Origin of the sequence: Bacillus sp. BML-BC051, from assembly GCF_019656175.1 — a bacterium.
GTDB lineage: Bacteria > Bacillota > Bacilli > Bacillales > Bacillaceae_G > Bacillus_A > Bacillus_A mobilis.
In genome coordinates, this window is sequence record NZ_BPLI01000002.1 from 95,354 (window position 1) to 120,612 (window position 25,259).

Below are 25,259 nucleotides of genomic sequence, written 5' to 3' on the forward strand. Positions count from 1 at the left end.
ATATATTATCGAATTAAGTTTACAACTTCATTTAATACTTCATCTGATACTTTAATTACTTTCGCATTTCCTTGGAATCCGCGCTGGTATAACATTAAGTCAACGAATTCTACAGATAAATCTACGTTTGCACCTTCTTGTGCACCACCACGTACTTTACCTGCGCCGTTTTGACCAGATGCGCCAAGTGCTAAAATACCAGTTGTATTCGTCGCTGTATAGTTACCATTACCTGTTTTCATTAGTCCGCCTTCGTTCGGGAACATCGCAACAGCTAATTGACCAGCTGACTTCATACTTCCATCAGAGTATTTTACCATTACGTATCCACCGTCAGCAATAAAGCAATCTTTAACAGTTGCTGCTGCTCTACCGTCTACATCTGTTACTGATAATGTTTTATCTGTCGGATGGTTTGTTAATTGACTAAAATCTAAATTTATCGTTCCGCCGTTAAACGGGATAGCTGCTCCTTGTTGTACCGGGTCTGGGTTTCCAACTTTATCAAATTTCAAAGTACCTGTTGAACCTGCCCCTGTAACCTCTTCAAACTTTGGATCTTTTGCCGAGTCATTACGTCTTTGCACTTTATACGTATACTCGTGGTCATTCGTTTTCGTAAATTCTACACGCATCGTCCATGTATTACCAGCATCATCATAAAACGGTAAATCTTGCGTAATTTTACTTTCATTCACCGGGATATTCCCTTTAATTGTACCCTTCGTTGTTTGAATACCACCAATTGCAGTTCCCATCGGTATTTGTAACGGTCCTGGAATACCAGATAAATCAACTTCACCTGTTGCTGCATTTGCAGGATATGCAAATACGTATTGACCTTCTGTGTTCGTAATATAGTAATTTGAAGATATCCCAAACGTACCTTTACGAGTAAATTCCATATTCCCGCCTGCTGAATCACCTACTACGAAGAAACCATTACCTTCCATTGCCGCTTGTGTTTTACCACCAGTTAACGTAATTGTTCCGTCGCTATAGTCTGTAACCGTTCCGCTCATTTTCACACCGTTACCGATACTTTTCGGATTCGTTCCAGCGTATTTATTGTCACCTTTTGAACCAATAGAATTGTTATATAGTAAATCATCAAACATAGCTTTTTGTTTTTTATAACCAACCGTTTGTGCATTGGCGATATTATTTGAAGTTACACTTAATGCATTTTGTGTTGCATTCATTCCTGTAATACTTGTATATAACGCTTTAATCATAACGCATGGACACTCCTTATAAATTTGTAGTTTTTTCTTCTTCAGTTACTTTTTGATCATCTTTCTTTGCATCTTCTGGATTCGTTTCTCCAATTGGTTTATCAGACACTCTCTCAACGAAACGAAGAGATACAACCTTATTATCAATAACGAGCTGTACCTCATTATTTTCTGCGAGGCGAACTGTCTCTACTTGGCCAGTGACTTTTTTGCCATCACCGTCAACACCTCTTACGTATTTCCCTAAAAACTTCATTCCACCATCAAGCGCTGTTGAATACATTGTCGATTTTAAAGAGTCTACTGCTTTCGTCATATTCTGTACTTGTTCCATAAGAGATAATTGCGCTGTTTGGTTCATCATTTGATTCATGTCCATCGCATTAAATGGATCTTGATGTTGAAAACTCGCTAAAAATAATTTTAGAAAATCATCTTTCCCCATTACACCAGGAGTCTTTTGTTCTCCTGCTGATACTCCATTTGCTTGCCCTACTGCCGGTTGTGCACCGTTAACAGATGTGTTCCTATTCTGCGCTCCTGCTTGCAACGGAATATGATTTGTACTCGTTGTATTTAATCCAACTGTTGGCACGCTTTATTCCTCCAATAATCCCGCAAATTCTTTTGATTCTTGTTTCTCATGTTTCGTACTTGCTAATTGCTGTTTTTGCCTTTGTTCTTGTTCTCGCTGTTCTTTACGATTTTCATCTTTATCTGAATAGCTAATTTGAATATTAATTTCTTTTTCTTTTAACTTCAGTCTCAATTCATCAAAAATGATTTCCACACGTTTTTTCGCATCGTGTTTTTCCATTTCTATGTGAACATCAATTTGATCTCCATGTTTTTTCATAAACACTGTTAAAGTACCAAGTTTTTCTGGATTTAACTGAAATAAAACACGTTCTTGTTTCACTACAAACTTTTGCAGCGCCTCTACTTGTGCTTCCATTTTCTTTCCTAAGTCAGGCAATGAAACTTTCTCAGCGCCACTATTTGATTTCCCTATAGGATCAGTACTCGCCGCTTTATTTAATAACTCCGCACCCGCAGAATTTGAATCGTTGAATACATCACCTTCTGGCAACTCTATCTTTACATCATCGCTCTCAGCTGTCGGAAGATCTACATCTTTAGAATCTTCTTGTTTCTTTGCAATATTACAAGTCTCTGTTTCTACGACTTTCAATACTTGCATCGTTTGCTCTGGCATCTTCACTTTATCTAATATCATTTGCATTGTATCTTCTAAACATATAGCATTTTTGATATTCATATTGGAAAGGAGTTCTTGTAATTGTTGTAATTCACCTGCGGGTAATTCGTTAAGTTTTATATTTCCATATTCTTTATATAGCTCTTGTATTTTTTGTATGTATTGATATAACAATTCTGGCTGCACACGTAATTGCTCAATTGCAACCATTTGCTCAGATACAGCTAATAATAACTGTTCTGTCTCTTTTTTTTCTTCTTTCTTTACATTAGGCTCTTCTTTCGTTGCCGTTTTTTTAGAAAGAATGTTTTCTTTTCTATCTTCTGGTGCATCTTCTCGCTTTGTTTTCTCCGTTTTCGGCTGCTGTTTATTTTCCATCCTCATCGCACGATCGAATGAAGAATCTTCACTTTTGGATTGTACTTCTAGCCCTTTGTCTTTTTGCGGAGGTAAACTTTGTTGCACCGGTAATACAGACTGTATCACTACATTCACCTCATCCATTCATACACATTTTCAAATCAAGAAGCATTTTTTCTTCTTGCTTTTCTCGTACTTTTGCAAGCTTTCTACAATCTTCTTGATACATCTCATCAATGACACGTTCTTTTTCTTTTACTTGCTCTAAAAGGCTTTCATTTTTTCGAATAAAATCTTCTGTTTTTTTAATTTTCCGATTCCATTCTTCTATTCTTTCAGGTGAAAACGTATGTGAGGAAAGCATACCAGCCATAATACGTTGCCCAGTTTGTACGACTTTACTACGCGATTTCACAACATATAAATCATATTCTTTTTTTTGTTCTATTTTTCTTTTTTCAGCTGTTAATTCATACACTTCTTTCAAAATCTGTTCTTTTTCTTGATTTATTTGCAATTTTATCGTGTCGTACTGCTGCTTATCCACCTGTTTTCATAGCCCCTTCCTATTATAACGCTCTCTTTTTCTATTATATAGTTTTTTTACAAAAAAATCTGTGAAATATTAAAAAACAAAAAAATAAGACCTGCAGGTGCGAGGTCTTATACTATATGGTGCACTGCTTGAACGATATCATCAAATTGGAAACGATCTGATCGACCTTGTTTTAAAAATGAATTTATACCTTCTACTTTATTTTTACATTCAAAAACATAGGCATTTTCTTCATTTTCTTGAATCGTTCCTAATTTGAAATATAATTCGTTTTCTTTATAAATAGATAAAATTTTTCTCATTTCATTTGCCAGTTGCCAATGGGTTGGCGACACGATTTCTTCCATAATCCTACTTACTGAATCTAGCACTGAAATAGCAGGATAATGACTGAGCGTTGCAAGCTCACGTTTTAACACAATATGCCCATCTAAAATACCACGTGCTAAATCTGGTACAGGACCGTTTAAATCGTCTCCATCAACGAGTACAGTATAGATACCTGTTATAGACCCCTTTTGCGTTTTTCCGGATCGCTCTAACAGCTTTTTCATATAACTTTCCATTAAGAGTGTTTTACCACCAATCGGTAACTCTTTAACGGCAATATCAACACTTCTACGCGCATCAGCAAAACGAGTAACAGAGTCCATCATAAGTAATACGTTATTGCCTTGGTCTCGGAAGTATTCAGCGATAGATGTTGCAAGCTTAGCTGCGCGAAGTTGCATAAGGTGACTTTCATCTGACGTCGCTACGACAACGATGCTTTTCTTCATGCCTTCCTCGCCTAATTCTTTTCGAATAAAGTCTTTTACTTCTCGGCCACGCTCTCCTACTAAACTAATAACGTTTATATCAGCTTTTGCATTTTTGGCAATCATCCCGAGTAAAGTAGATTTACCAACACCTGATCCAGCGAAAATACCAATCTTTTGACCGATGCCAATTGTTAGCATAGAATCGATAGATTTAATTCCGGTTTCAAATACATCGGTAATTTCTTCCCGTTCAAATGCATGAATAGGCGGAGCATCTAACTTTATTTTTTGCAACGGAATATTTTCAACGTTCTCATTTAACACTTCGCCATTTGCACTTAACACTTTTCCGAGTAAATGATTTCCACGAGGGATAACAACATCTTCATCAATTAATGTAACGGAATCTCCGTAACATACCTTTTCTGTCTGTTCAAATGGGAGTAACATGTTGTTTTCTTTTTCAATCGCAATTACTTCACATAAGACGCTATGTTCTCCAACGAGACAAACATCTCCGATTTTCGCCTTTGGCCCTTTTGCTACGAAAAACTGCTCTTGTACACTATGAACTTTACCGACTTTCGTATAAAACGGCGTTTCAATAAATGTATTCCATTTTTGGTTTTCATTCATTAACAATCGATTCATACATTTTGCTCCTCAAACTACTTCTCTTCTTCCCATTTCTGGCGAAGCTTCGCAAATATAGGTGCAAATTTAAATTCAAAGAACTCTTTCTCTTCTTCTAGAACAAATTCACCGAACTGTAAGGAGAAATCGTATTTCCATTCTACTAATTGTAGTAACCAATACTCTTTCGTATTTTCCTTCTCTTCTTGAATACGTTCAAAAGTTTCTGGATGTACGGTAATAACTAGTTTTTCAAACGAAGTAGGCAATGTTTGAACGATGCCCGTTAATATAGGTAACACATCAAGTAATCTAGCATCTACTGCTTGATTCACAATTTTTTCTGCTAGTTGAAAAGATTGATCCCATAACAATTCCGTCCATTCGTATGCTGTTTCTTGTTGCTCTTGTTGAAACTGCGTATGTGCTGATTCTATCTCTTTCATCTGCTGCTGAACATGCATTTGAAATTGCTCTTGATCATGTAATAACTGCTGACGCTCTTGTTCTAACATTTGTTGTTCTTTCCTTAGCTGAGTCATTTCCATATGTAACGATTGTTGCTGCGCAAGAAGTTCTTCATGATCTACTTGGATTTCTTCTTCTACGTGAGCTACTATTGGTTTTGGAAATTGTAATTCATACGTTTCTTCAGAAAAAGAAACAGAATTCTTCGGAATTCTGTTTTTAAATAAGGACATCATCTTCACCTCTTTGAACGATAATTCTTCCTTCTTTCTCTAGCTTTTTCACCGTACCTGTAATTGTTTGCTGCGCTTTCTCAGCATCCGTCATCTTAAGCGGTCCTAAGCCATCTAATTCTTCTAGAATCATCTCTTTACGGTTTGAAGACATACATGTAAATAGTTTCTCTTTAATTTCTTCTTTTGCAATTTTAAGTGCTTTCGCAATGACACCGTTATCTGTAATTTCCTCTAATACACGGCGAAGTGCAAGATCTTCAAGACCAAGTAAGTCTTCAAAGACAAACATATTTTCTTTAATTTTTTCAGATAACGCATAATCAACTTCATCCAGCTTTTGAAAGACTGTTTTTTCAACGCCTCGTGAAACGTTATTTAAAATGTTCACGATTGTTTTTAAGCCATCTGTTTTATTAATTGCACTAAATGCCATATTATTTAATTTTGCTTTTAATAACTCACCAATTTGATTAATGAGTTCACCGTCAACTTGTTCTAGTTTCGCAATACCCATTACCGTTTCTACTCGCTTATGATCTGGCAATCTCTCAATTAACTGCGAAGCAAGCTGCGGTTTAATGTAAGAAGCAATAATTGCAATTGTTTGTGGTGATTCATCATTCAGCACTGTAAGAAGTGGCTCTAAATCTGTAAGTGAATTTAAGAATTCAAATGGATTATCTTTGTTATACCAAAGGTCTTCCAATAATTTTTCAAGCTCATCTTCTGGCATATTTTTAAATATGCGACGAATGTACTCTTTATCTGGAGTGACTAAGTTCAATTCTTTTACATTAAGTTCATATAAGAATTCCCCTAATACATTCTCTAACGTTTCCGGTTTATATACACGAAACTTCGCGATTTCACGAAGTAACACTTCTTTTTCCTCAGCCGTCATATATTCAATGACTTTCGCTGCCACCTCTTCATTTAATGTACGAATGAGGATGGCAGCTTTTTCTTTGGAGGAGATTTCATCTAACATCGTTGTTCCTCCCTTACTGTCCGTTTAACCATTTTTTAATTACTTTTGCAGTACCTTCTACATGTTCCTTCGTAGCATCCTGTACTTGTTCATCTAACGTCGGTTCTTTCGGTTCTTCTGGTTCAGGTTTTGGCTCTGGTACTATTTTCTCTTCAGGAATTTCCATAATACTTTCACTACTTGCAGCAACTTCCTCTTCTGCTAAGTATTCTTCATATTCCTCTTCTTCTTTCTTTCTCTTACGTCTTGCTAAGAAGAACCATATGAAACCAACGAGCGCTAATAAGCCTCCTGTAATTCCACCGATTAACCACCAATTCATACCACTTGCTTCCGGCTCTTTCTTCTTCTCTTCTTTCGGTTGATCAAACTGAACAGTTACAACATTAACTTGACCATTTGTAAAGTTGCCATTTGGATCAGCTTGAAGTCCAGCCGCTGTACCAATTGCTTCTTTGAAAGTTGTCATATCAATTCTTCGTTTTACTAACGTATCATTATCTACCCATACAACAACATTTGTTTTCGTTAATTCTGGATGTTTCTTAATCGTTTCAACTGTTTTATCTATTTCATAGTTTTCAATTTTGTTACCATTTTTATTATCGTAGACGATTTTACCATTTTGATTATTGTTCGTACCGTAGTTTGGCACTTCGCCGTTTGCTGTAATACCAGCACCTTGCTTCGTATCTGCTCCTTCTTGCGCAGTAGAGCTTTCTTCTTGCTCTTGTTTACTACGAAGTACACCTTTATCACCATACTTTTCTGACTGACGTGTGACTTCGTCGTAGTTCACAGATACTTTCGTATTCACTTTATATTCATTCGGCTTAAACATCGTCATTAATGTTGCATCGATATCTTGCTTTAATTTACCTTCAATTTGGTGTTGCATCTCTACTTCTTTCTCATAAGAAGAGGAACTACTAGAATGTGCTTCATCTGCTCCTTTTGAGATAACACCTTTTTTGCTATCGATAACACTCACTTCTTCGGCTTTTACACCAGGAACTGCCGCACTAATCATTTGCTGTACACCCGCAACTTGATCAGCCGTTAATAGTTGACCACGTTTCACACCAACTGTAATCGCCGCTGTCCCCTTTGCTTTTTCTTCATCAAAAATTGTCTCTTTTTCAGGTAATGTAATTTGAACATTTGCTGTTTCTATCGCCGCAAAGTTTCTTACAATATCTTGCTCCAATTGCTTTTTCGTACCGACAATTTGCTTCATTTTTTTATCTTGCTCACTTGAACCGAGCGAGCTTTCTAATAAAATTTCCTCACCACTTTTTGAATTAAACGGTAAGCCCATTCCATTCATTTCTTTTCGAACCCACGGAGCATCATTCTTTTGCACACGAATCGAACCATCGGCTGCTAATTGGTAATCGACACCTAGCTTCGATAATTCTGCTGTAATCTCTTGCTTGTCTGCATCATTTAAATTTTGATATACAACAACATATTTATCTGGCAAGGTGAAGTATAAAAGTGCTCCTGTTACAATTGCTAAAAGCGCAGCACCAATGACTAACTTATGCCACGTTTTTAACGATTGGAAAACATTTTTTAACTTTTCCATTTAAACACACCCGTCCATTTTCCTAAATTTGCATATTAATTAGTGACTTATAATTTTCAATAAGATTATCACGTACAAGAGCAGCCGTTTTCATTTGAGACTCAGCTTTCTTTTGCTGAATTAAAACGTCATGTGTTTCTCCTACCCCTTTTGTTAGTAAATCATAAACCGCTGTTTGCGCATTGTTTTGTGTTTGATTCATATCTTCCAATAAATCGATAAACTTCTTCCCTTCGACTACAGATGTTTCTGAAGTTTTCGGTGCACCAATTGACTGAATCGCGCCAAATGGCTGTGTATTTAACATTGGTTGGATTTTCATCTTCCCCTATTCCCCCTCTATCCTCGGCCGATTTCTAAATCTTTATCAAGCATTTTTTTATTCGCATTTAATACACTTGTATTTGCTTCGTACATTTTTTGAGCAACCATTACATTCGTCATTTCAGCAGTCACATCTACATTCGGATAACGTACATATCCTTCTTCATTTGCATGCGGATGCGTCGGATCATACACTAAGTTTTCAGTTTTGTCCGCTTCAATACTTTTTATTTTCACTCCGTTAGTAGGTGCAGCGTCTAACATATTTGCAAAGCTATTATTTGATTCAAGTACTACACTACGGCGCTCATACAAATCTGCCCCCGGAGCTGCCGTTGTATTTGCATTTACAATATTATTTGAAGTAACTTCCATCCATTTTCTCGCTGTTGTCAGCCCTGAGCCACTTGCATTAATTGCCTGAAACATCGTTGTCTCTCCTTCTACTATTAACGTCCACGCGCTGCTTGGTTAATTGCGTATTGTGTATTAATCGCGTTAATTGAAACACCATATAATTGGTTTGCTTTCATTAAATCTAGCATTTCCGTCGTTACATCCACACTATTTCCATCTTTATTCGTTTGCATTGATTTCGTTTGAATCTTTGCATAAGTATTTTTCGTATTTACTGTCGGTAAGTGCATTTCATTCGTTTGATATAAATCTGGATTGCTGTTTAAATCCGCAGCATTGCTCTTATATAACACACTACTTTTATTCATTTGCTCAGCAAATGTAACGTCTTGTGCTTTATAGCCAGGTGTATTCGCATTTGCAATATTACTAGAAACAGTATTTCGTTTCGTCACTAAATAATTCATATAATGGCTTACATCACTCACTAAATCTGGCATACTCCACACCCTTCCTTTTTAACTTATCATTTTGAACATAATGACCCACTGATGGAAGTTTCACTTCATTATTTAATTTCCTATATGTATTTATTAAAATATTAACTATTATGTACCCTTACATATTTTATTCCATTTTTACATTGTTGTCTTTAGAAAAATACAAAAATATAAAAAGAATATAAAAAAACTGTATACGCATAGTAATCTATATAACATTTCAATATATTTACGACGAGCCGAATCTTATTTTTATATTATTTAGATTACTTTTATTTTTTACAGTCATAAAATGAAACCTCAACCAGCGGAACTATTTATTTACACGAAGGAATGGATCCCCTTTTAAAAAGGGGGATCCGTTCCCGCACATTATTATTAATATTTACCGTAAAATGAATTTGCTTTCATTCGCCCATCATTTGTCATAATCATTTCTTCCAAAATCTTTTGCTTATCACGAATATGCTGTGCTGCCTTAATGATGAATGGGCTTACTTCTGCCGCAACTCTCTCGCGCGTTCCTTCATCCAATGTCATCATCCAGCGATTTAACATCGCACTCTTCTCAGCAAACTCTCCATCTGACACTTGCAATTCACCGATTTCATTAAAACAGCCGACAAATGCTCGATAAATATCATTGTTCATTTTCAAGCGCTCCGCGGTAACCGTCTATTAAATCTTGCAATACTTTTACAATCGCATCCATATCTTTCGCTTCACGTGTTACTTTCATCATTTGAATTTGAACGCTAATCCAGTCATATAAACCATAAAGACTATCATATAAATCTTTCGTAATCTCAGGATTTAATTGCAGCTTTAATTCTTCAAAAATACGTTCCAACTTTTCAAGAAGTGCATCCCCTTCTTGTAGTTTAAAAGTATGTAAAAGTTCTTCTAAATTACGAAACTCTACAATACATCTTTCATAAATAAAAATTGTATTTTTAATCGGATTACTCGTCATAATATCATTTTGCATATAACGTTGCCATGCTTGCATACGATCACTTCCTCAACTTTCATTAATCATCACTTTTTTGTTTTGTCATTGCTTTAATTGTTTTTAATTGGCTATCTAGCGCCGCTAATGTACTTTCTAGCTTTTGATACTTTTTCACGATTTCATCTTGCTTTTGTAAATTTTGTGACTCGATGTCTTTTATCTTCTTATCTAAATCACTTACACGTGAATCAATGTTTTTCACACGTTCTCCAACTATACCTTTATCACCGAATAATTTCTCAAGTGGTTCTTCCATCATTTTTCCTAAACCGTTAGAACTAAAGAAAAATTGCTTCGCTGCATCTGGCTTCTCTTTTAACGCTTTCGTTAATGCTTCATCATTAACTTCCATCGTTCCATCTTGTTTTAATTGAATACCAAATGAGAATAAATAATTACCATCTTGAGAAAATGTTACGACGTTATTCATCGCTTGGCGTACACTTTGCATAATAGTTTGCCCTTGGAAAGCTCCGCCTTTTCCAGCAAAGATATCTATTGTAGAAACAGCTTTATTATAATCCGCTACCATCTTTTTAATAATATTTGATGCATCTGTTACGTTTGAGTCACTTACTGTAAACTTCAGTTCTATCCCTTTTGCTTTCGCCTCTGTTGTCTTCGGATCAACCTCTGTCTTTTCACCATCTGGTTTTTCTTCTACTTTTTGCTCAGTTACTTTTAACAATTCAACTTTCACACCAGGAAGGGCTTCAACTGTATTGGTAGAGCTATCACCTTTAATACCATTAATCGTATATTCAGCATTTTGCGCTTCATTAATTACATTAATCGCTACGCCATCCGCATTAGCTAACCCCATATCTTGAAACAGTGTTGATGTGTTGTCCTTAAAATTAATTTCTCCATCTTTTCCTTCTTTTTTCGAGGACATAAAAATTTTATTTCCAAGTGTATATGCTGATACGCCGTAATCTCCATCATTAATTTTATTAATTAAATCTTTGTATGTCATATCAGATGTTACTTTTAGTTCTTTACCACCTAGTTTTAATGTTTCATCTCTATTAAGCTTTGCATCTACATCAATTTCTTTAGAAGCTATTTGATGACGCTGCGCAAGCTGTGTAATTGTCATATTAAATGTTCCAGCAATCGCACCGCCATCAGCTTTTACATTAATATAACCGTCTTGTGATGTTGTTACCTTTTTTTCATTTCCTTTAAAGGCTGCTAAATTTTTAAATGTTTGCGTGAAAGAACTAAATTCCGATTTTAAACTTGTATATAAAAGTTTATCTTGTGAAAGGCTATTCTTTTCATTTGTATACGGCGTTTTCCTCATATCTAGCGCATTCATTTCTAATTCAACGAAATTAGAAGTATCAATCATGTTATTTCCGAGGTTCCAAATCTGTTGTCTACCGCCAATACCTGTTAACGTTCCTGCCATATTTCTCACTCCTTATTTTTTTACATGTAGTCTAAAATACTCGTTTTGCTCATCGTGCTAACCGCTTTAAGCGTCGCTTCATACGTCGCATTAATATACGCCAAATCAGAAATTGCTACAGCTAAATCAACATCTTCAATTTCTTTACGATTTTCTTGAAGCGCTAGATTTTGCTCGCTTAAAATTGTCTTAAACGTATCTACAGTGTTCATCGTTGCTCCTACTTCTGTTGTACGATTAATAACACCATCCAAGTTTTTCTTATTTTCCGCTAAAAACGGCTGTAACGCCTTTTGATCACCACTTTGCATCGCGTCTTTCATCTTTACTAACGTTTGAATAACAGGGGTTAGTAAGTTCTCGCCATTACGAAACGCTTTAATTTCATAACCATCATTCAGCTTCCACATTACATCTTTTTCGCCGCCCTGGTATGTTCCATCATCTGCAAATGGAGGTTTCTCTGCACTATCTCCACCAAACAGATAGCGACCTTGCTCTTTCGTATTCGCTAAATATACAACTTGTTTTAAAATTTGATCGATTTCGGCACCGATTGCCTTTAATTCTTTTTCACCATTTGGTCCATTTAACGCTTGTATTGTTAATTGATCTGCTCTCGTTAAAGATTTCACAATACCTGATAATGTAGTTTCTGTCTGACTTAGTACATTTTTAGAATCCGCTATATCTTTTTGCATTTGTTCAATATTCGCCAACGAATGTTGAATCGCGAATGATTTGCTTGCTGCAAGTGGATCTTCGCTCATAAGAAGATTTTTCTTGCCTGAAGTTACTTGATTTCGATGATATTGCTGCTGCACATTTAAATCCATTAGCTGATTCTTTGCCCAGTTTGCATTTTGAAATGTAGATACTCTCATTTCTATCTCCTCCTTACTTATTTTGAATCAATTACTATTCCCTATCGGATAATCGAAAACAGACTATCAAACACTTCATTCATCGTAGAAATAGCTTTAGAGTTTGCTACGAAGTATTTTTGGAAGGCCATTAAATTTACCATTTCCTCTTCCATGTTCACGCCTTCGACACTCATCTTTTCTTGCTGAATACCTTCTAATAAATCTCCATGAATTTTTTGATAACCATTCACTTCACTTTTATCAGATGCTACCTTAACGATGAATTGGTCTAATGCTTTTTTATATGAAAGACCATCTTTATAATCGTCATCTGTAATTCCTGCCAGTTTATTTGCAGTTTCAGCAGATATTTTCATTTTCGAAAAATCATTCGCGAATTCCGGATTTAATTTCAACTCTTTCGCATAATCTCCAACGAAGAAATCTTTTCCCATCACTGTATTTACTTCATTTTTCATTGAACTCATTAAGTCTTCAAGATTTTTCTTATAACTAGCAATCTGTCCTTTCGTATCAACCGCTGATTTTATTGCACCACTAGTTAAAGGGATTTCCGAGCCATATATTTCAACTGACATTGGCTCTTTCGTTTTATTTAATTGGAGCGGATATGTATCTTGTCCATTTACTGTTAAAACACCATTCATTCTAACACTTGCGATATTAGGATTCATAGATTCATAAGATACTTCTATATTGGCGTACTTTGACATTTCTGTAACGATGCGGTCACGTTCGTCTAAAAGTTGATTCGGTACTTGTGTACCAGCCTGCCCAATTTTTTTATTCGCTTCTGCTAAACTAGCAGCAAGACGATTAAATTCATTAACATGTGCTTCAATATCTTCTGTCGTCTGCGCTTCTACTGAATCTAAGTTTTTCGCAAGTTTATTTACCTGACTTGTAAACTTCCCAGTTTCAGAAATTAGCGTATCGTAATAGTTTGATTGATCTGGATTTTTTGCAACTTCTCGAAAAGCATTAAAGAATCCATCCATTAAACTAGATAGTGAATTTTCCCCTGTCGTTCCTACCATAGACTCTACTCGTGATAAAACAGAATTCTTATAATTATAGTAAGCGAGCTGAGATAATTGGTCGTTAAACTGTTTCGTCTTAACTTCATCTGTAATACGATCAACACCTAACGTTTGCACACCATAACCAATTCTCTGTTCCGGCGTATGCCCATTACTTGCTCCAACAGAACCGAAATTCACCGCTTGACGTACATAGCCCGGTGTATGAATGTTAGACAAGTTTTGTTTCGTCGTTTGTAATCCCATTTGTGCCGCTAGCATGCCCGATAACGGGGTATTATAATCAGATAATCTCATAATGTTTCACTTCCCCTTTACAATAGTTCGTTCATAAAGATTTGCGAATTATTATTTCGTTCTAAGTTATATTCAGAAACAGAATCCACAATACTTTCTGTAGTTTTTAATAGTACGTTTAAGTAATATTGATTTTTTAAAAGAATCATTTTTACATTCTCTTCTAATTCAGTTAAGTTTTTTTGTAATTTTTCTATTTTTTCAATTTCTTCATGAGAAAAATACGAAAATAACGCACTTACGCGAAATGATTCCACTCCTTGTTCTTTACAAAACTGAACAACCATTTCTTCAAATGAATTTGATAACTTTTTTAAACCATCAATATACTGCAATTGCTCTACTTGCAGTTTTTGAACCGCATTTACATTTTTATGTTTTAAATGCTCATATATTTGTTCTCCAAGCGTTTGAATGTTTTCATATGCTTTTTGAATAATAACGAGCTTTTCATATAATTGTATATACATATAGCTTCCTTCCCTTTTACAAGACTAAATTTACAATTAAACCGTGGATTTCTCCAATTTGATTTAACATTTCTAAATGTCCCGTTTTTGTATTAATTAAATTCATAACATCTTCTAACTCATTCAATCCCACTTCTGCCTGCTTTACAATCGTCATTTTTTGGGAATATCCATAACGTGGATGACGAGACATGACATCTTTATATTGCAATACATTATCAACGTAAAAATTCAAAAATGATTTTACTGTATTTTTGTATTCCATTACGTTATCAAGTGTTAATTCCATTTCAATTTTCTCTTTAATTTCTCCAATATTATCAACGAACGCTTCCATTTGTTCTAACAATTTATCTTTTTTCGGATCTGCATGCAAATTATCCGAAAATGCAAGTCCTGTCCTGACATTTGCTTCTTTCGGCATTTGAGTAGCAGGCGGTATATGCGATAAAATTGGATTATGCGAGATAGAACGCAGCATATATATCACCTATTTATTTTTTTATTTCTTCCTAAAGTTAATCGTAAAATCTAGTTATTTATAATTATACTCTGAACACTAATATTTTGCAGTTATTTTTTATAGAAGATATGTTACAATTTAGCATGAGGTGGCACAATTCTATGAATATTTTTCTTTGTGGTTCAAATCAATTAACAGCATTAGATCAAGAAGAAATTAAAAAATTTTTAACTGACTATGCTCACAAACATAAAATTTACATATTATGTTATAAATCTATTGAAAATGAGGTACTTCGTTTTTTCGTCGAAAACGAAAGACTCGCCCAAAATTTATGCCTTTACACGCTACAACCGTTACAAGCAGTAACAGATGAATTTCAAGAAATCGTTGATTATTTAAAAAAACACGGAGCCGAGTATGTTGCTTTTGATCATCCTTCCGACTCTATTTACCGATCAGATTATATGTTTTTTGTGAAACAAATTATTGAAGATACCGATTTAGTTCTCTGTTTTTATAACGGAGACAAACATACATCTGTCATTCCCGTTGATATTGCAAAAGATGCCGGGATTGATGCTGTCATTTATGATTTACCAGGTTTACATGAAAAGCAAATGAAAAAAAGCTTTGAACAAAAAATTCGTATGATGTAAAGGGGGCGGCACAATATCCTTATTGTGCCCAGTGTAAATATGATAATTGAACAAGATTATGATCATTTTATCGCTAGTTTCAAACAACAATTCAATATGGATATCGCTTCGTATAAACAAGATAGAATGCGCCGTAGAATCGATGCTTTTATTTCAAGAAAAGGCTTTGAAAACTACACTACTTTTTTAAGTACTTTACGTGTCGATCAAAGCTTATTTTTAAGTTTTATTGACTATATTACAATAAACGTTTCAGAGTTTTTTAGAAATAAAGAACGTTGGCAAACGTTAGAAACGAAAGCACTACCAAAATTACTCGAACAAAATAACGGAAAATTGAAAGTATGGAGTGCCGCTTGCGCTGCCGGTGAAGAGCCATATACACTCTCTTTAATTTTATCGAAACATCTATCTCCATTTCGCTATGAAATACTAGCAACGGATCTTGATTTTCATATTTTAGAGACTGCAAAACGCGCTCAATATACGGAACGTTCTTTAAAAGAATTACCTAGCGATTTGAAAGAGCGTCATTTCACAAAAGAGGATGATATATACTCATTGCATCAAAACATGAAGCAAAACGTCACGTTCAAACAACACGACCTGTTAATGCAGTCGTTCGATACAAATTACGATTTAATCATTTGTCGCAACGTAATGATATACTTTACTGAAGAAGCAAGGGTAAAACTTTATGAAAAGTTTAGTCGTTCTTTACGAAAAGGCGGCGTACTATTTGTTGGTAGTACCGAACAAATTTTAACACCTGAACGTTATAATCTTCAGAGATTTGATACATTCTTCTACGAAAAAATATAAAAGAGGTCGTCACAATGTAAAGTGACGACCTTTTTATATAACTCGAATTAAAATAATAGCAACAATCCATACAAAGAGAAAAAGAAATGTCATAGACCATTTATGTTCTTGCATCGTTTGTTTCAGGGCCTGTGATAATTGTGTCATATTCATTTCTGCGAGCGCTCTCCATACACTTACATCCCGCTCTTTAGCAGTGCGATCTGTAACGTTAATTAAAATAGTTTCGTTAGACAATTTCGTTATGTAAGCAGTAATAACCGTTACCATTAAATTTATACTTCCTTCTGAAGAATCACTTTCCACTCTAGAAAGGAGTGCACTTACATCTAATAACGGAATATGTACCTTTCTACCAAATGATAGTTGTACTTCTGCGAAATCATACGTTCCATCTAACAAAGGCAGTTCTTTTATATGTGCCTGTTTCACAAGCCCTTGCAAGCTTCTCATTATTTGTTCATATACTTTTTCGGTTTGCTTTCCTTCTCCAGATAACACGTGTAACTTTTTAAAAAGTTGTAACACTGTATCCATCTCTTTAGAAAGCATTTCTTTCACAATCTTTCCGTCACCTAAGCTAGCAAGTAAAATTCCGATTTCATTATTTTTCATAATGATTTTGGAATGCCCAGTAAACACTAGGTTACTACGTTTTCGTTCTTTCTGAATCTCATGTTCTGAAATAGCTGCAGGCTGTTTTAATGGTTGTAGCGTCTTATTTTCAATTGTCGTACGTTTAATTTCCATTTAAGCGCCTCCACTACGGTGAAATAATTAGCCCCATTCTTTATTACTCTTTAAAACTAAAAACAGTACGAATAACCCTGACATAATCGCAAACACATTAGAAGCTTGCACTCCTTGTTCGCTATTGTCTTCCTTTTTCTTTTGTGGTTCTTCTATTTGTTCTTTCTTTTTCGAAACAACTCCATTGTCATTTCTACTTTTTTTCTCTTTTTGAGCCTTTCCATCACTTACTTCCTTATGATCCTTCAATGGCTCTTTTATAAAGTAAGTAATATCTTCGTGCTCTTTCAGCGGCTCTTTTATAAAATCGTTTATTTTCTCGTCTTGCTTCGGTATTTGAACAACTGACGGTTTTTCTTCCTGTAGCGGTACCTCTTCTTTCGAGTCTTCCTGCTTCTCAGGTTCTTTCTCATCTTCTAATTTATCTTCATTCTCTCGTTCTTCTACCTTTTTATCTTCTTCTGTTTTTTGCTCCAAAACAGAAACGATATACTCACTTGCCTCAATCCGTTTATTGCCGGCCGCATCCACTCCCTCTACAAGTAGTTCGTATGTGCCGATTGGCAACGCATCCGTTATTTCAAATACCTTTTGCCATTCCATATCGCGCTTATTGTAATCTAATAAAATTGTAATCTCTTTATTGTCTTTCCCTTTTAACGTAACTCGAACTTCTTTCACAACCGATTCTGCGTCTGCCGCCTTCACTCGTACATGTATAGAATCGCCTTGTTTTCGTTCAATTACGTTATCCTTCGCCTCGTCAACAGTAACTTTATGCAACTTTGGTAACTCTTTATCTATTGTTGGTGTTTCATTATTTATACGAATAAGAGGAACTTTCACTTCATTTTCTAAAAGCTCTTCTTTCTCATTTTCTTTATAACTTTGAACGAGCTGCAGGTTCCAATCACCTTGCAAATCAAAAATCCCGACCTTATAGTTAGCAATCCATCGCTTCGTTTCTTCTTCATAGTTAAAAGATATCATTCTTTCTTGCTCATACGGATTGCTGTTTTTTGGCAACTGCAACATACCTTTTATACTTTGAATATTTTTCTCTTTTGGCTCTACAACAATCCGCACTTCTTCGCCAACCTGTAATTCTTGCTTATTTACTGTAATAACTCCTTGATCTGTCTCTATCTTTTTTTCGGTTTCTTGTTCATTTTTTTCTTCTTGTTGTTCCTCTTTACCTTGCTTCATTTCCACTTGTTCTGGCTGTTCTTGAACTTCCTTGTTTTCTTCTTGCACATTCACTTCATTTATACTTTGCTCTGGCACATTTTGCTCTTCTGCCTGACTTTGCAGCGGGAAGAGCAAACACACATGTATGCATAGCCAGCATATTAGAAAAAACTTTACGTTTTTCATCCGCCTGTTCAAACTCCTATTTCAACGCCTTATAGTGATTTCGTCACTTTCACTCCGAAAAATCCATCTACATTTACAAGTTCACCATATGCCACCAATACATCATTTACATAAATTCGAATTGGTTCATCAATATCTTCATCTAAAACAACGGCTTCATTTTCTTGTAAACTTAATATATCTTGAATTGTTTTCACTGTACTTCCAAATACAAATTTCACGTTCATTTCTACATTTTGTAGAATGGATGTATCCATATACACTGGCTCAATTTGTTTCACTTCTTTAAATTCAATCGGTTGTACAACAGGTTCTACAACCTCTTCTTCTATTTCTTCCTCAGCAATCTCTTCTTCTGCTTCCACCATTGGATATAGCAGTCGTCTTACCATTTCTTTCGCTTCTGAAATCGGTAAAATTTGATACATTTTTGATTGAAGCAGGTCGCCGATTTCAAGATTGAACGTAATTTGGACAAGCTCATCCACTTCCATTGCTTCTCCCAAATATTCCATCTCTTCTTTTAATGTAACAAATTTCACGTCTGGCGGTGTCATGTCCATTTTCTCTTTAAACATTTCTGACATCGCTGTTGCAGCATGCCCCATCATTTGGTTCATGATTTCTTTAATACCGCTCAGTTCTAATTCACTAAGCTCTTTCTCTGGGTCAATCTCCCCTGTTCCCATCATCATTAAATCTACCATTGTCAAAGCAACATCTTTTGTAAATACGAATACGTTCTCATTTTTTAGCCCTTCAACAAAATCGACATTTAAAATAACAAAAGGAACTGGTACTCCGTCATAATGACGAACATTAATCGCTTCTACATTTGGTGTACTAATCGTAACCGGTTGATTTAATAGCGTTGATAATACAGTTGAGGCTGAACCGATAGAAATGTTCGCAATTTCCCCAAGCACATCTTTCTCTTCTTGCGTTAACTGCTCTTTTTCAACATGTTCTTCTACAATCTCAGCTTCCACTACTTCTGCCGGCTCGTCTTGCTCTTGCTCTTCCGCTTCACCAGACAATTGTAGTAATTTATTTATCATCTGTTTCGTATGTTCAACTGAAACAATTTGTACAAGTTTAGAGTTTACAAGATTATCTATTTTAAGGTCAAATGACACTTTAACAATCGTATTATTTCCAGTTATTCCAGAGATTTTCTCCATCTCTTCTGATAGCTTTACAACTTTAATTGTCGGCGGAGACATGTCTACTGTATCTTGGAAGAATTCCGACATAGACGTCGCTGCGAATCCCATCATTTGGTTCATCGCTTCTTGTACAGCACTTAGCTCTAATTCGCCAAGCTCTTTCCCTTCTTCCACTTCACCTGTCCCCATCATCATTAAATCAGCAATCGATAAAGCAACATCTTGCTGAAGGACAAGTAAATTCTCCATATCTAACCCTTTTGTAAAATGAATGTTTAATACAACATGAGGAACCTCAACATCACTTGTATCATATAAGTCCACTAACTCTACATGAGGAGCAGTTATACTTACTTGCCTATTTAAAATTGTTGATAATACTGTCGAAGCTGAGCCAAATGATATATTTGCGATTTCGCCAAGAATATCACATTCTTGAGGCGTTAAAAGCTCCTTTTCTTTATCTAGCACAATTGTGCTCGTATCCCCTTTTGTGTGTTGCTCAGGCATTTTCCCTGCCTCCTCATTTTTGTTTTTCTATCAAATGAATACACTTTAACTCATTCTATTTTAACAAACTTCCTACACTAATCGTGAATATGTATTTATTTCCATTTATATATTAATTTCCTTATATTTGCATAGTTAACAAAAAGCTCCCCAATTGCATACAAGTGGGGAGCTTTCCTTCATTCCTATTATAAACCTTCTGGGTTTAAAATGAGGACCACTCGTCCATCGCCGAGAATCGTCGCGCCAGAGAAATAGTTCGAACTATCTGCAAAGAAGTCGCCTAATGACTTTAAGACTATTTCTCTTTGACCGATAATTGTGTTTACAATAAGTCCATAACTACGATGTGTATTACGAACAATTAACACAGGAACCATTTGACTATCATATGACCCAAACGCCTCATCTACTGTTTTTTCACCAAATACAGTACTTAAATGCTTCACTTCAATAATTTGATCACGATAGTTTAACACGTCTTTTCCTTGTACGGATTGGATGTCTTCTCTCTTAATTCGAATCGCTTCGACAATGTTACCAAGAGGTAGAGCATAGCGCGTGTCATTTGTTTGAACAAGCATCGATTGAATAATAGATAATGTTAACGGAAGCTCAATTCTAAATGTACTTCCTTTTCCTTCCTCTGAATCAATAATTAGATGCCCACCTAGACTATGAATTGTATGTTTTACAACATCTAATCCAACGCCACGTCCTGAAAGATCCGATACTACTTCAGCTGTACTAAATCCCGGTTGGAAAATGAGATCATACACTTCACGATCTGTTAATTTATTTGCCTCAGATTCTGTTACAACACCATTTTTAATCGCTTTTTCTAATACTTTTCCTTTATGAATACCATTTCCGTCATCCGTAATTTGAATAACGACATGATTTCCACTATGAAACGCTTCTAATTTAATCGTACCTGTCTCATTTTTTCCTGCATCACGACGTTGTTCAATAGTTTCAACCCCATGATCAATCGCATTACGAATTAAATGAACGAGTGGATCACCGATTTCATCAATAACAATTTTATCTACTTCAGTGTCTTCACCTGTAATTTGTAAATCGATTTTTTTCCCTAAATCTTTCGCTAACATACGTACCATACGAGGGAAACGATTGAAAACAGTTTCTATCGGTACCATACGCATATTTAATAGTACATTTTGAATATCTTTTGAAATATCACCTAATCGATTTAAATGCTCAATTAACTCCTTGTTTTGAATCGTTTGTGCCAATTCATCAATACGCCCACGTTCAATTACACTTTCTTCAAACATATTCATTAATCGTTCAATTTTTTCTAATTGAACACGAATGGAACGATTCTCACCTTTAGCATTTTTCGTTTTTGCAGCGCTTTTCGTTGTCGTAGCACTTGCTGGTTGCTTCGCTGCCTCAATAGGGGCTTCGACCTGCGTAACTACATCCGGTTGGATCATTTCTTCTACTTGCACAACTTCTTCTGTAGCAAACTTCGAATCTATTTCCTGTAAAGATTCTCCTTGTTTCACTACTACTTTCTCAATTTCAGAAACGTGAAGCACTACCTGTTTTAATTCTTCTACACTACGATCCGTATTCATAAATACTGTGAACTCAAATCCGAAAGCATCCGCTTCGATTTCTTCAATACTAGGAACCGTTTTTTGTATATCACCTATATTTTGCAGCGCTTCAATACACATAATGGCACGTACTGCTTTTAAAATAGCTTGCTGTTCAACAGTTATATGTACTTCATGAGAAACTACATCATCTATGCTTATAGACTCTTGCTCTACATGTTCCGCAATAGTTTCTACATTTCCGTTCAATAAACCTTCTAATTTATTTTTCGTTGAGACTACATCAATATTACCCATTCCGCCTTGTTGCACATCTGCAACCATTTTCTCTAAATTATCAATGCACTCAAAAATCACATCAATAATATTTGCATGTACAACTATATTCCCATGACGAATTTCATCTAAAACGTTTTCCATTTTATGCGTTAAATCCGCCATTTCCGTAAATTCCATACTCGCAGACATACCTTTGAATGTATGGGCTGAGCGGAATATCTCTCCTACTACACCCATATCAGCAGGATTCTGTTCTAAAATTAGCACATTTTCATTTAGCGACTGCAAATGTTCTTCCGATTCCTCAAAAAATATATTTAGCAGATCTGTTTGCATTTTCATCCCCTACCTGTCTAACAAACATTTCATTTATGTATAACAATTTAGTGTTTTAAAACGAGAAAAAAGGGGGCCACACCTCTTTCCGTTATCACTGTTTTGATTCCTTGTGGCGCCCCTTTTATATTAGCTGTTTGCTACTTTTGTTAAAGCTTCGATTACACGATCTGCTTGGAATGGCTTTACAATAAAGTCTTTTGCTCCACCCTTAATTGCATCTAAAACCATACCTTGTTGTCCCATTGCTGAACAAATAACAACCTTTGCACTTGAATCAATTTTCATAATTTCTTTTAATGCTTCAAGTCCGTCCATTTCCGGCATAGTAATATCTAATGTTACAATATCAGGTTGAAGTTCTTTATATTTTTGAATCGCTTCTACCCCATTCTCTGCTTCTCCGATAACCTCAAATTCAGAATTACTTTTTAATAGGTTTTTAATCATCGTTCGCATAAACATTGCATCGTCTACAACTAAAATTTTATGTGCCATTCTATTTGGTTCTCTCCTTCTATGTATAAATATATCTTAATATTTCACCTTATCATTCTCACTCATTATACAAAATAAAACGATAAAATTTAATATTTTTTTAAAAGAATTTCTGTATTTTTATTATTTTATTACTAAAATAAAAATATACTATTCTTTAATATAAATGACAACGCGACGGTTTTTCTCCCAATTTTGCGGTGAATCATTTGGTACGACTGGTTTTGTATCTGCATATCCTACCGCAGCTAACCTTTTATCCTCCACATTATACACTTCAATTAAATGGTGGATCATATTAGCCGCCCTCGCTGAAGATAATTCCCAATTAGAAGGAAACTTCTCGTTATGAATCGGTCTACTATCTGTATGCCCTTCCACAACAATCGGGTTTGGTACAGATTGAAAAAATCCGACTAATTGACTAATGATCTCTTTTGCTTCAGGTTTAACGTTCGCATCACCCGTATCAAATATTAAATTATCTACTATAACGACGCTCACTCCCGTATCCTCTCGGTATACATTTACTTGACTAATACCGTTACTATCTACATATGCTTTTAACTTTTTGTACAAGTCATCCATTCGCTTTTTTGAGATCATTTTTTCATCATTTTTTTCATGTGAAATATCTGGTATTGTATTTTCCATTACTTTTGCATCAACTTGCTCCACGTCACTAAACTTTTCAAGCATCTTTGATAATTTTACTGTATCTTGCTTTGATGTAGCAACTAGTAATACAAAGAAAGTTAATAATAACATCGTTAAATCTGTAAAAGTCGTCATCCAACGAGGCGATCCCTTTTGCGGTCGTTTCATCATAACCATAACACTCCTTGCAATATTAGGCTGCTCGTTTTACTTTTTTCATCTTTGTTTCATATACATATGTATCTAGTTTCAACTTTAATTTAGAAGGAATTTGTCCACGATACAATTCTGAAATTGCTTCAATAACAAACTTCTTCTCTGTATATAAATCTTCAATACCACGATACACTTTTTCAGCAAGAGGGATTGCAATCATATTTGCAAGTACTGATCCATACAATGTCGTTAACATCGCAACTGCCATCCCTGTACCAATTTGCGATGTGTCTTGCAAGTTTTGAAGCATAATAATAAGACCGATTAAAGTCCCTATCATACCCCAAGCTGGAGCGAAATCACCAATTTTATCTAATAATGTCGCTCCCTTTCTTAACTCATACACTTCCGTTTCAACATCTTTCATTAATACTTCTTTTAATTCCTCTTCATCATAACCACTTAACATAAGTTGAATTCCTTTTTGAATAAAAGGATTGTCTACTTGCTCTCCATCAACTTCCAAAGAAAGCAACCCGTGTTTTTTAGACTTTTTCGAAAAATCAACAAACAAATCCGTTAACTGTTCTAAATCTTCTTCTCTTCTATGTAAAACAGTAAAAATACTTTTCGTATATTTTTTTATTTCTCCAAATCGATACGCCACAACAATTGTCGCTGTAGTTCCCCCTATGACAATTAAAATAGATGAAACATCTAAAAAGTTTTTAAAAGCTTTTATTCCGCCGCCGCCAATCATAATTGCCGCTATCACTATGGCAAAACCTACTATAATGCCAACTGGGCTAGAAATGTCAAACTTCCTTTTTCTTCTTTGTGGTCTAGCAAATCCTTGATTTTCGTCTCCCATATTCCTGCCCTTTCCTTTTCATTTTTATAAAACATTTTTTTATTTTAATAATGCGTTTTCACATATAATGTTTATTATACGCTCATCATCTATTTATCGCAATATACTCATAAAATTGACACATTTCATTTCCATATTAGAATTATAGTATGGAAATATGAGGAGGATCACGATGGAACACAACATTTTACAAGTCATTGCACTAGCAGAAAAACTAAAATATGAAATGCGACATAGCTGGCTTTCTAACGGACGTCAAGAAAGTGTTGCTGAACATACATGGCGCATGTCTCTAATGGCCATTTTAGTTGAGCCTTATTTAGATCAAAAAGTAAACATTGAAAAATTACTTAAAATGGTTATTATTCACGACCTAGTCGAAGCTGAAGCTGGTGATATTCCTGCTTTTGATACAATGAATAGTCATGAATTACAATTACAAAAACAAAAAAATGAGCAAGCAGCAATTTTAAATATTAAACGAACATTAAAAGGTTCTCTCGGTGAGGAATTATATGATTTATGGATGGAGTTTGAAGCCAAAGAAACGTACGAAGCAAAAGTAGCTAATGCACTTGATAAGCTTGAGGTGAAAATTCAGCATAACGAAGCTGATATTGATACGTGGCTACCAATTGAGCATAAAATGACATTCCAAGTAGCAAAGCATACAAACTTTGATTCTTTCCTATCTAAATTACAAAAAATGATTGAACAAGATGGAGAAAAAAAATTACTCGCTGCCGGCATTGACGTGGAAGCTTGTAAACGATAATGAAATAAGACA

General features: G+C 35.1%; 27 protein-coding genes and 1 pseudogene. 3 read left to right on the forward strand and 25 right to left on the reverse strand.

Annotated features, from left to right (window positions below; genetic code table 11):
• Positions 1 to 5: 5 nt before the first annotated feature.
• The 18 genes and pseudogenes from flgE to K5S59_RS00765 form a co-directional block, all read right to left on the reverse strand.
• Positions 6 to 1,235 (reverse strand): flagellar hook protein FlgE, encoded by a 1,230-nt coding sequence (gene flgE, locus K5S59_RS00680; RefSeq protein ID WP_000588329.1) that lies wholly within the window; start codon positions 1,233 to 1,235, stop codon positions 6 to 8.
• A 16-nt stretch (positions 1,236 to 1,251) separates the two neighbouring features.
• Positions 1,252 to 1,830: a flagellar hook assembly protein FlgD gene (locus K5S59_RS00685; RefSeq protein ID WP_098259021.1), complete on the reverse strand. Its 579-nt coding sequence runs from the start codon at positions 1,828 to 1,830 to the stop codon at positions 1,252 to 1,254.
• 3 nt (positions 1,831 to 1,833) lie between these two features.
• Entirely contained in the window at positions 1,834 to 2,940 is a 1,107-nt protein-coding gene (fliK, locus tag K5S59_RS00690; protein WP_120451085.1) for a flagellar hook-length control protein FliK, read from the reverse strand.
• 10 nt (positions 2,941 to 2,950) lie between these two features.
• Positions 2,951 to 3,361 (reverse strand): hypothetical protein, encoded by a 411-nt coding sequence (locus K5S59_RS00695; RefSeq protein WP_000360875.1) that lies wholly within the window; start codon positions 3,359 to 3,361, stop codon positions 2,951 to 2,953.
• A 116-nt stretch (positions 3,362 to 3,477) separates the two neighbouring features.
• Positions 3,478 to 4,782 carry a flagellar protein export ATPase FliI gene (locus tag K5S59_RS00700; RefSeq protein WP_001080962.1) on the reverse strand — a complete coding sequence of 435 codons (1,305 nt, stop codon included), beginning with the start codon at positions 4,780 to 4,782 and terminating at the stop codon, positions 3,478 to 3,480.
• A 17-nt stretch (positions 4,783 to 4,799) separates the two neighbouring features.
• Positions 4,800 to 5,465, reverse strand: a complete 666-nt coding sequence (locus tag K5S59_RS00705) for a FliH/SctL family protein (protein ID WP_212981916.1) — start codon at positions 5,463 to 5,465, stop codon at positions 4,800 to 4,802.
• Complete coding sequence (gene fliG, locus K5S59_RS00710; RefSeq protein WP_000883369.1) at positions 5,452 to 6,456, reverse strand: flagellar motor switch protein FliG; 1,005 nt, start codon at positions 6,454 to 6,456, stop codon at positions 5,452 to 5,454. Before fliG ends, K5S59_RS00705 begins: the two co-directional genes overlap by 14 nt.
• Before the next feature lie 13 nt (positions 6,457 to 6,469).
• Positions 6,470 to 8,044, reverse strand: coding sequence for a flagellar M-ring protein FliF C-terminal domain-containing protein (locus K5S59_RS00715; RefSeq protein ID WP_098237479.1), 1,575 nt, complete (start codon positions 8,042 to 8,044; stop codon positions 6,470 to 6,472).
• Positions 8,045 to 8,066: 22 nt separating this feature from the next.
• Positions 8,067 to 8,366 carry a flagellar hook-basal body complex protein FliE gene (gene fliE, locus K5S59_RS00720; RefSeq protein WP_097889711.1) on the reverse strand — a complete coding sequence of 100 codons (300 nt, stop codon included), beginning with the start codon at positions 8,364 to 8,366 and terminating at the stop codon, positions 8,067 to 8,069.
• 17 nt (positions 8,367 to 8,383) lie between these two features.
• Positions 8,384 to 8,797 (reverse strand): flagellar basal body rod protein FlgC, encoded by a 414-nt coding sequence (flgC, locus tag K5S59_RS00725; protein WP_000484669.1) that lies wholly within the window; start codon positions 8,795 to 8,797, stop codon positions 8,384 to 8,386.
• Positions 8,798 to 8,817: 20 nt separating this feature from the next.
• A pseudogene (flgB, locus tag K5S59_RS00730) lies at positions 8,818 to 9,289 on the reverse strand (flagellar basal body rod protein FlgB).
• A gap of 314 nt (positions 9,290 to 9,603) precedes the next feature.
• A complete protein-coding gene (locus K5S59_RS00735) occupies positions 9,604 to 9,876 on the reverse strand; it encodes a hypothetical protein (RefSeq protein ID WP_001058069.1) in 273 nt (90 codons plus the stop codon).
• The gene (locus tag K5S59_RS00740) at positions 9,866 to 10,234 is read right to left on the reverse strand and encodes a flagellar export chaperone FliS (RefSeq protein WP_001149521.1); all 369 of its coding nucleotides are present in this window, start codon (positions 10,232 to 10,234) and stop codon (positions 9,866 to 9,868) included. Before K5S59_RS00740 ends, K5S59_RS00735 begins: the two co-directional genes overlap by 11 nt.
• 22 nt (positions 10,235 to 10,256) lie before the next feature.
• Positions 10,257 to 11,651: a flagellar hook-associated protein 2 gene (locus tag K5S59_RS00745; protein WP_000929241.1), complete on the reverse strand. Its 1,395-nt coding sequence runs from the start codon at positions 11,649 to 11,651 to the stop codon at positions 10,257 to 10,259.
• A 20-nt stretch (positions 11,652 to 11,671) separates the two neighbouring features.
• The gene (locus tag K5S59_RS00750) at positions 11,672 to 12,535 is read right to left on the reverse strand and encodes a flagellar hook-associated protein 3 (RefSeq protein WP_001266399.1); all 864 of its coding nucleotides are present in this window, start codon (positions 12,533 to 12,535) and stop codon (positions 11,672 to 11,674) included.
• A gap of 41 nt (positions 12,536 to 12,576) precedes the next feature.
• Positions 12,577 to 13,875, reverse strand: coding sequence for a flagellar hook-associated protein FlgK (gene flgK, locus K5S59_RS00755; RefSeq protein ID WP_120449783.1), 1,299 nt, complete (start codon positions 13,873 to 13,875; stop codon positions 12,577 to 12,579).
• A gap of 17 nt (positions 13,876 to 13,892) precedes the next feature.
• On the reverse strand, positions 13,893 to 14,345 hold the full coding sequence (gene flgN / locus K5S59_RS00760; RefSeq protein WP_098872750.1) for a flagellar export chaperone FlgN: 453 nt from the start codon (positions 14,343 to 14,345) through the stop codon (positions 13,893 to 13,895).
• A gap of 16 nt (positions 14,346 to 14,361) precedes the next feature.
• Entirely contained in the window at positions 14,362 to 14,826 is a 465-nt protein-coding gene (locus tag K5S59_RS00765; RefSeq protein WP_073517845.1) for a YaaR family protein, read from the reverse strand.
• A 143-nt stretch (positions 14,827 to 14,969) separates the two neighbouring features.
• On the opposite strand from K5S59_RS00765, the gene K5S59_RS00770 reads away from it, so the two are divergent.
• Both K5S59_RS00770 and cheR read left to right on the forward strand, forming a co-directional pair.
• Positions 14,970 to 15,467 (forward strand): flagellar motor switch protein FliG, encoded by a 498-nt coding sequence (locus K5S59_RS00770; protein WP_073517844.1) that lies wholly within the window; start codon positions 14,970 to 14,972, stop codon positions 15,465 to 15,467.
• A 39-nt stretch (positions 15,468 to 15,506) separates the two neighbouring features.
• Positions 15,507 to 16,289 (forward strand): protein-glutamate O-methyltransferase CheR, encoded by a 783-nt coding sequence (cheR, locus tag K5S59_RS00775; protein WP_120449781.1) that lies wholly within the window; start codon positions 15,507 to 15,509, stop codon positions 16,287 to 16,289.
• A 33-nt stretch (positions 16,290 to 16,322) separates the two neighbouring features.
• Here cheR and K5S59_RS00780 read toward each other — a convergent pair whose 3' ends face one another.
• From K5S59_RS00780 to K5S59_RS00810, 7 genes are all read right to left on the reverse strand, one after another.
• The gene (locus tag K5S59_RS00780; RefSeq protein WP_120449779.1) at positions 16,323 to 17,039 is read right to left on the reverse strand and encodes a hypothetical protein; all 717 of its coding nucleotides are present in this window, start codon (positions 17,037 to 17,039) and stop codon (positions 16,323 to 16,325) included.
• Between the two features lie 27 nt (positions 17,040 to 17,066).
• Entirely contained in the window at positions 17,067 to 18,413 is a 1,347-nt protein-coding gene (locus K5S59_RS00785; protein WP_098259027.1) for a transglycosylase, read from the reverse strand.
• A 29-nt stretch (positions 18,414 to 18,442) separates the two neighbouring features.
• The gene (locus tag K5S59_RS00790; RefSeq protein WP_001114990.1) at positions 18,443 to 20,089 is read right to left on the reverse strand and encodes a flagellar motor switch protein; all 1,647 of its coding nucleotides are present in this window, start codon (positions 20,087 to 20,089) and stop codon (positions 18,443 to 18,445) included.
• 188 nt (positions 20,090 to 20,277) lie between these two features.
• Complete coding sequence (locus K5S59_RS00795) at positions 20,278 to 22,290, reverse strand: chemotaxis protein CheA (protein WP_001192570.1); 2,013 nt, start codon at positions 22,288 to 22,290, stop codon at positions 20,278 to 20,280.
• A gap of 129 nt (positions 22,291 to 22,419) precedes the next feature.
• The gene (locus K5S59_RS00800; RefSeq protein WP_000940577.1) at positions 22,420 to 22,788 is read right to left on the reverse strand and encodes a response regulator; all 369 of its coding nucleotides are present in this window, start codon (positions 22,786 to 22,788) and stop codon (positions 22,420 to 22,422) included.
• 150 nt (positions 22,789 to 22,938) lie between these two features.
• Positions 22,939 to 23,616: an OmpA family protein gene (locus tag K5S59_RS00805; protein ID WP_000977946.1), complete on the reverse strand. Its 678-nt coding sequence runs from the start codon at positions 23,614 to 23,616 to the stop codon at positions 22,939 to 22,941.
• A gap of 22 nt (positions 23,617 to 23,638) precedes the next feature.
• Complete coding sequence (locus K5S59_RS00810) at positions 23,639 to 24,472, reverse strand: flagellar motor protein MotP (protein ID WP_097843325.1); 834 nt, start codon at positions 24,470 to 24,472, stop codon at positions 23,639 to 23,641.
• 172 nt (positions 24,473 to 24,644) lie between these two features.
• Between K5S59_RS00810 and K5S59_RS00815 the strand changes: the two genes are divergently transcribed.
• Positions 24,645 to 25,247 (forward strand): HD domain-containing protein, encoded by a 603-nt coding sequence (locus K5S59_RS00815; protein WP_000400772.1) that lies wholly within the window; start codon positions 24,645 to 24,647, stop codon positions 25,245 to 25,247.
• Positions 25,248 to 25,259 lie beyond the last annotated feature (12 nt).

Excerpts from the sequence above, each read along its gene's own strand:
- K5S59_RS00735 (WP_001058069.1), bottom strand. The coding sequence starts at position 9,876 with ATGAACAATGATATTTATCGAGCATTTGTCGGCTGTTTTAATGAAATC.
- K5S59_RS00780 (WP_120449779.1), bottom strand. The coding sequence starts at position 17,039 with ATGGAAATTAAACGTACGACAATTGAAAATAAGACGCTACAACCATTA.
- K5S59_RS00815 (WP_000400772.1), top strand. The coding sequence starts at position 24,645 with ATGGAACACAACATTTTACAAGTCATTGCACTAGCAGAAAAACTAAAA.
- fliG (WP_000883369.1), bottom strand. The coding sequence starts at position 6,456 with ATGTTAGATGAAATCTCCTCCAAAGAAAAAGCTGCCATCCTCATTCGT.
- K5S59_RS00750 (WP_001266399.1), bottom strand. The coding sequence starts at position 12,535 with ATGAGAGTATCTACATTTCAAAATGCAAACTGGGCAAAGAATCAGCTA.
- K5S59_RS00800 (WP_000940577.1), bottom strand. The coding sequence starts at position 22,788 with ATGGCACATAAAATTTTAGTTGTAGACGATGCAATGTTTATGCGAACG.
- K5S59_RS00715 (WP_098237479.1), bottom strand. The coding sequence starts at position 8,044 with ATGGAAAAGTTAAAAAATGTTTTCCAATCGTTAAAAACGTGGCATAAG.
- K5S59_RS00810 (WP_097843325.1), bottom strand. The coding sequence starts at position 24,472 with ATGGGAGACGAAAATCAAGGATTTGCTAGACCACAAAGAAGAAAAAGG.
- K5S59_RS00805 (WP_000977946.1), bottom strand. The coding sequence starts at position 23,616 with ATGATGAAACGACCGCAAAAGGGATCGCCTCGTTGGATGACGACTTTT.
- cheR (WP_120449781.1), top strand. The coding sequence starts at position 15,507 with ATGATAATTGAACAAGATTATGATCATTTTATCGCTAGTTTCAAACAA.
- K5S59_RS00785 (WP_098259027.1), bottom strand. The coding sequence starts at position 18,413 with ATGAAAAACGTAAAGTTTTTTCTAATATGCTGGCTATGCATACATGTG.
- flgN (WP_098872750.1), bottom strand. The coding sequence starts at position 14,345 with ATGTATATACAATTATATGAAAAGCTCGTTATTATTCAAAAAGCATAT.
- K5S59_RS00765 (WP_073517845.1), bottom strand. The coding sequence starts at position 14,826 with ATGCTGCGTTCTATCTCGCATAATCCAATTTTATCGCATATACCGCCT.
- flgK (WP_120449783.1), bottom strand. The coding sequence starts at position 13,875 with ATGAGATTATCTGATTATAATACCCCGTTATCGGGCATGCTAGCGGCA.
- K5S59_RS00795 (WP_001192570.1), bottom strand. The coding sequence starts at position 22,290 with ATGCAAACAGATCTGCTAAATATATTTTTTGAGGAATCGGAAGAACAT.
- flgC (WP_000484669.1), bottom strand. The coding sequence starts at position 8,797 with ATGTTTCAGGCAATTAATGCAAGTGGCTCAGGGCTGACAACAGCGAGA.
- K5S59_RS00790 (WP_001114990.1), bottom strand. The coding sequence starts at position 20,089 with ATGCCTGAGCAACACACAAAAGGGGATACGAGCACAATTGTGCTAGAT.
- K5S59_RS00770 (WP_073517844.1), top strand. The coding sequence starts at position 14,970 with ATGAATATTTTTCTTTGTGGTTCAAATCAATTAACAGCATTAGATCAA.
- K5S59_RS00740 (WP_001149521.1), bottom strand. The coding sequence starts at position 10,234 with ATGCAAGCATGGCAACGTTATATGCAAAATGATATTATGACGAGTAAT.
- fliE (WP_097889711.1), bottom strand. The coding sequence starts at position 8,366 with ATGAAAATCCAACCAATGTTAAATACACAGCCATTTGGCGCGATTCAG.
- K5S59_RS00745 (WP_000929241.1), bottom strand. The coding sequence starts at position 11,651 with ATGGCAGGAACGTTAACAGGTATTGGCGGTAGACAACAGATTTGGAAC.
- K5S59_RS00705 (WP_212981916.1), bottom strand. The coding sequence starts at position 5,465 with ATGTCCTTATTTAAAAACAGAATTCCGAAGAATTCTGTTTCTTTTTCT.
- flgE (WP_000588329.1), bottom strand. The coding sequence starts at position 1,235 with ATGATTAAAGCGTTATATACAAGTATTACAGGAATGAATGCAACACAA.
- K5S59_RS00700 (WP_001080962.1), bottom strand. The coding sequence starts at position 4,782 with ATGAATCGATTGTTAATGAATGAAAACCAAAAATGGAATACATTTATT.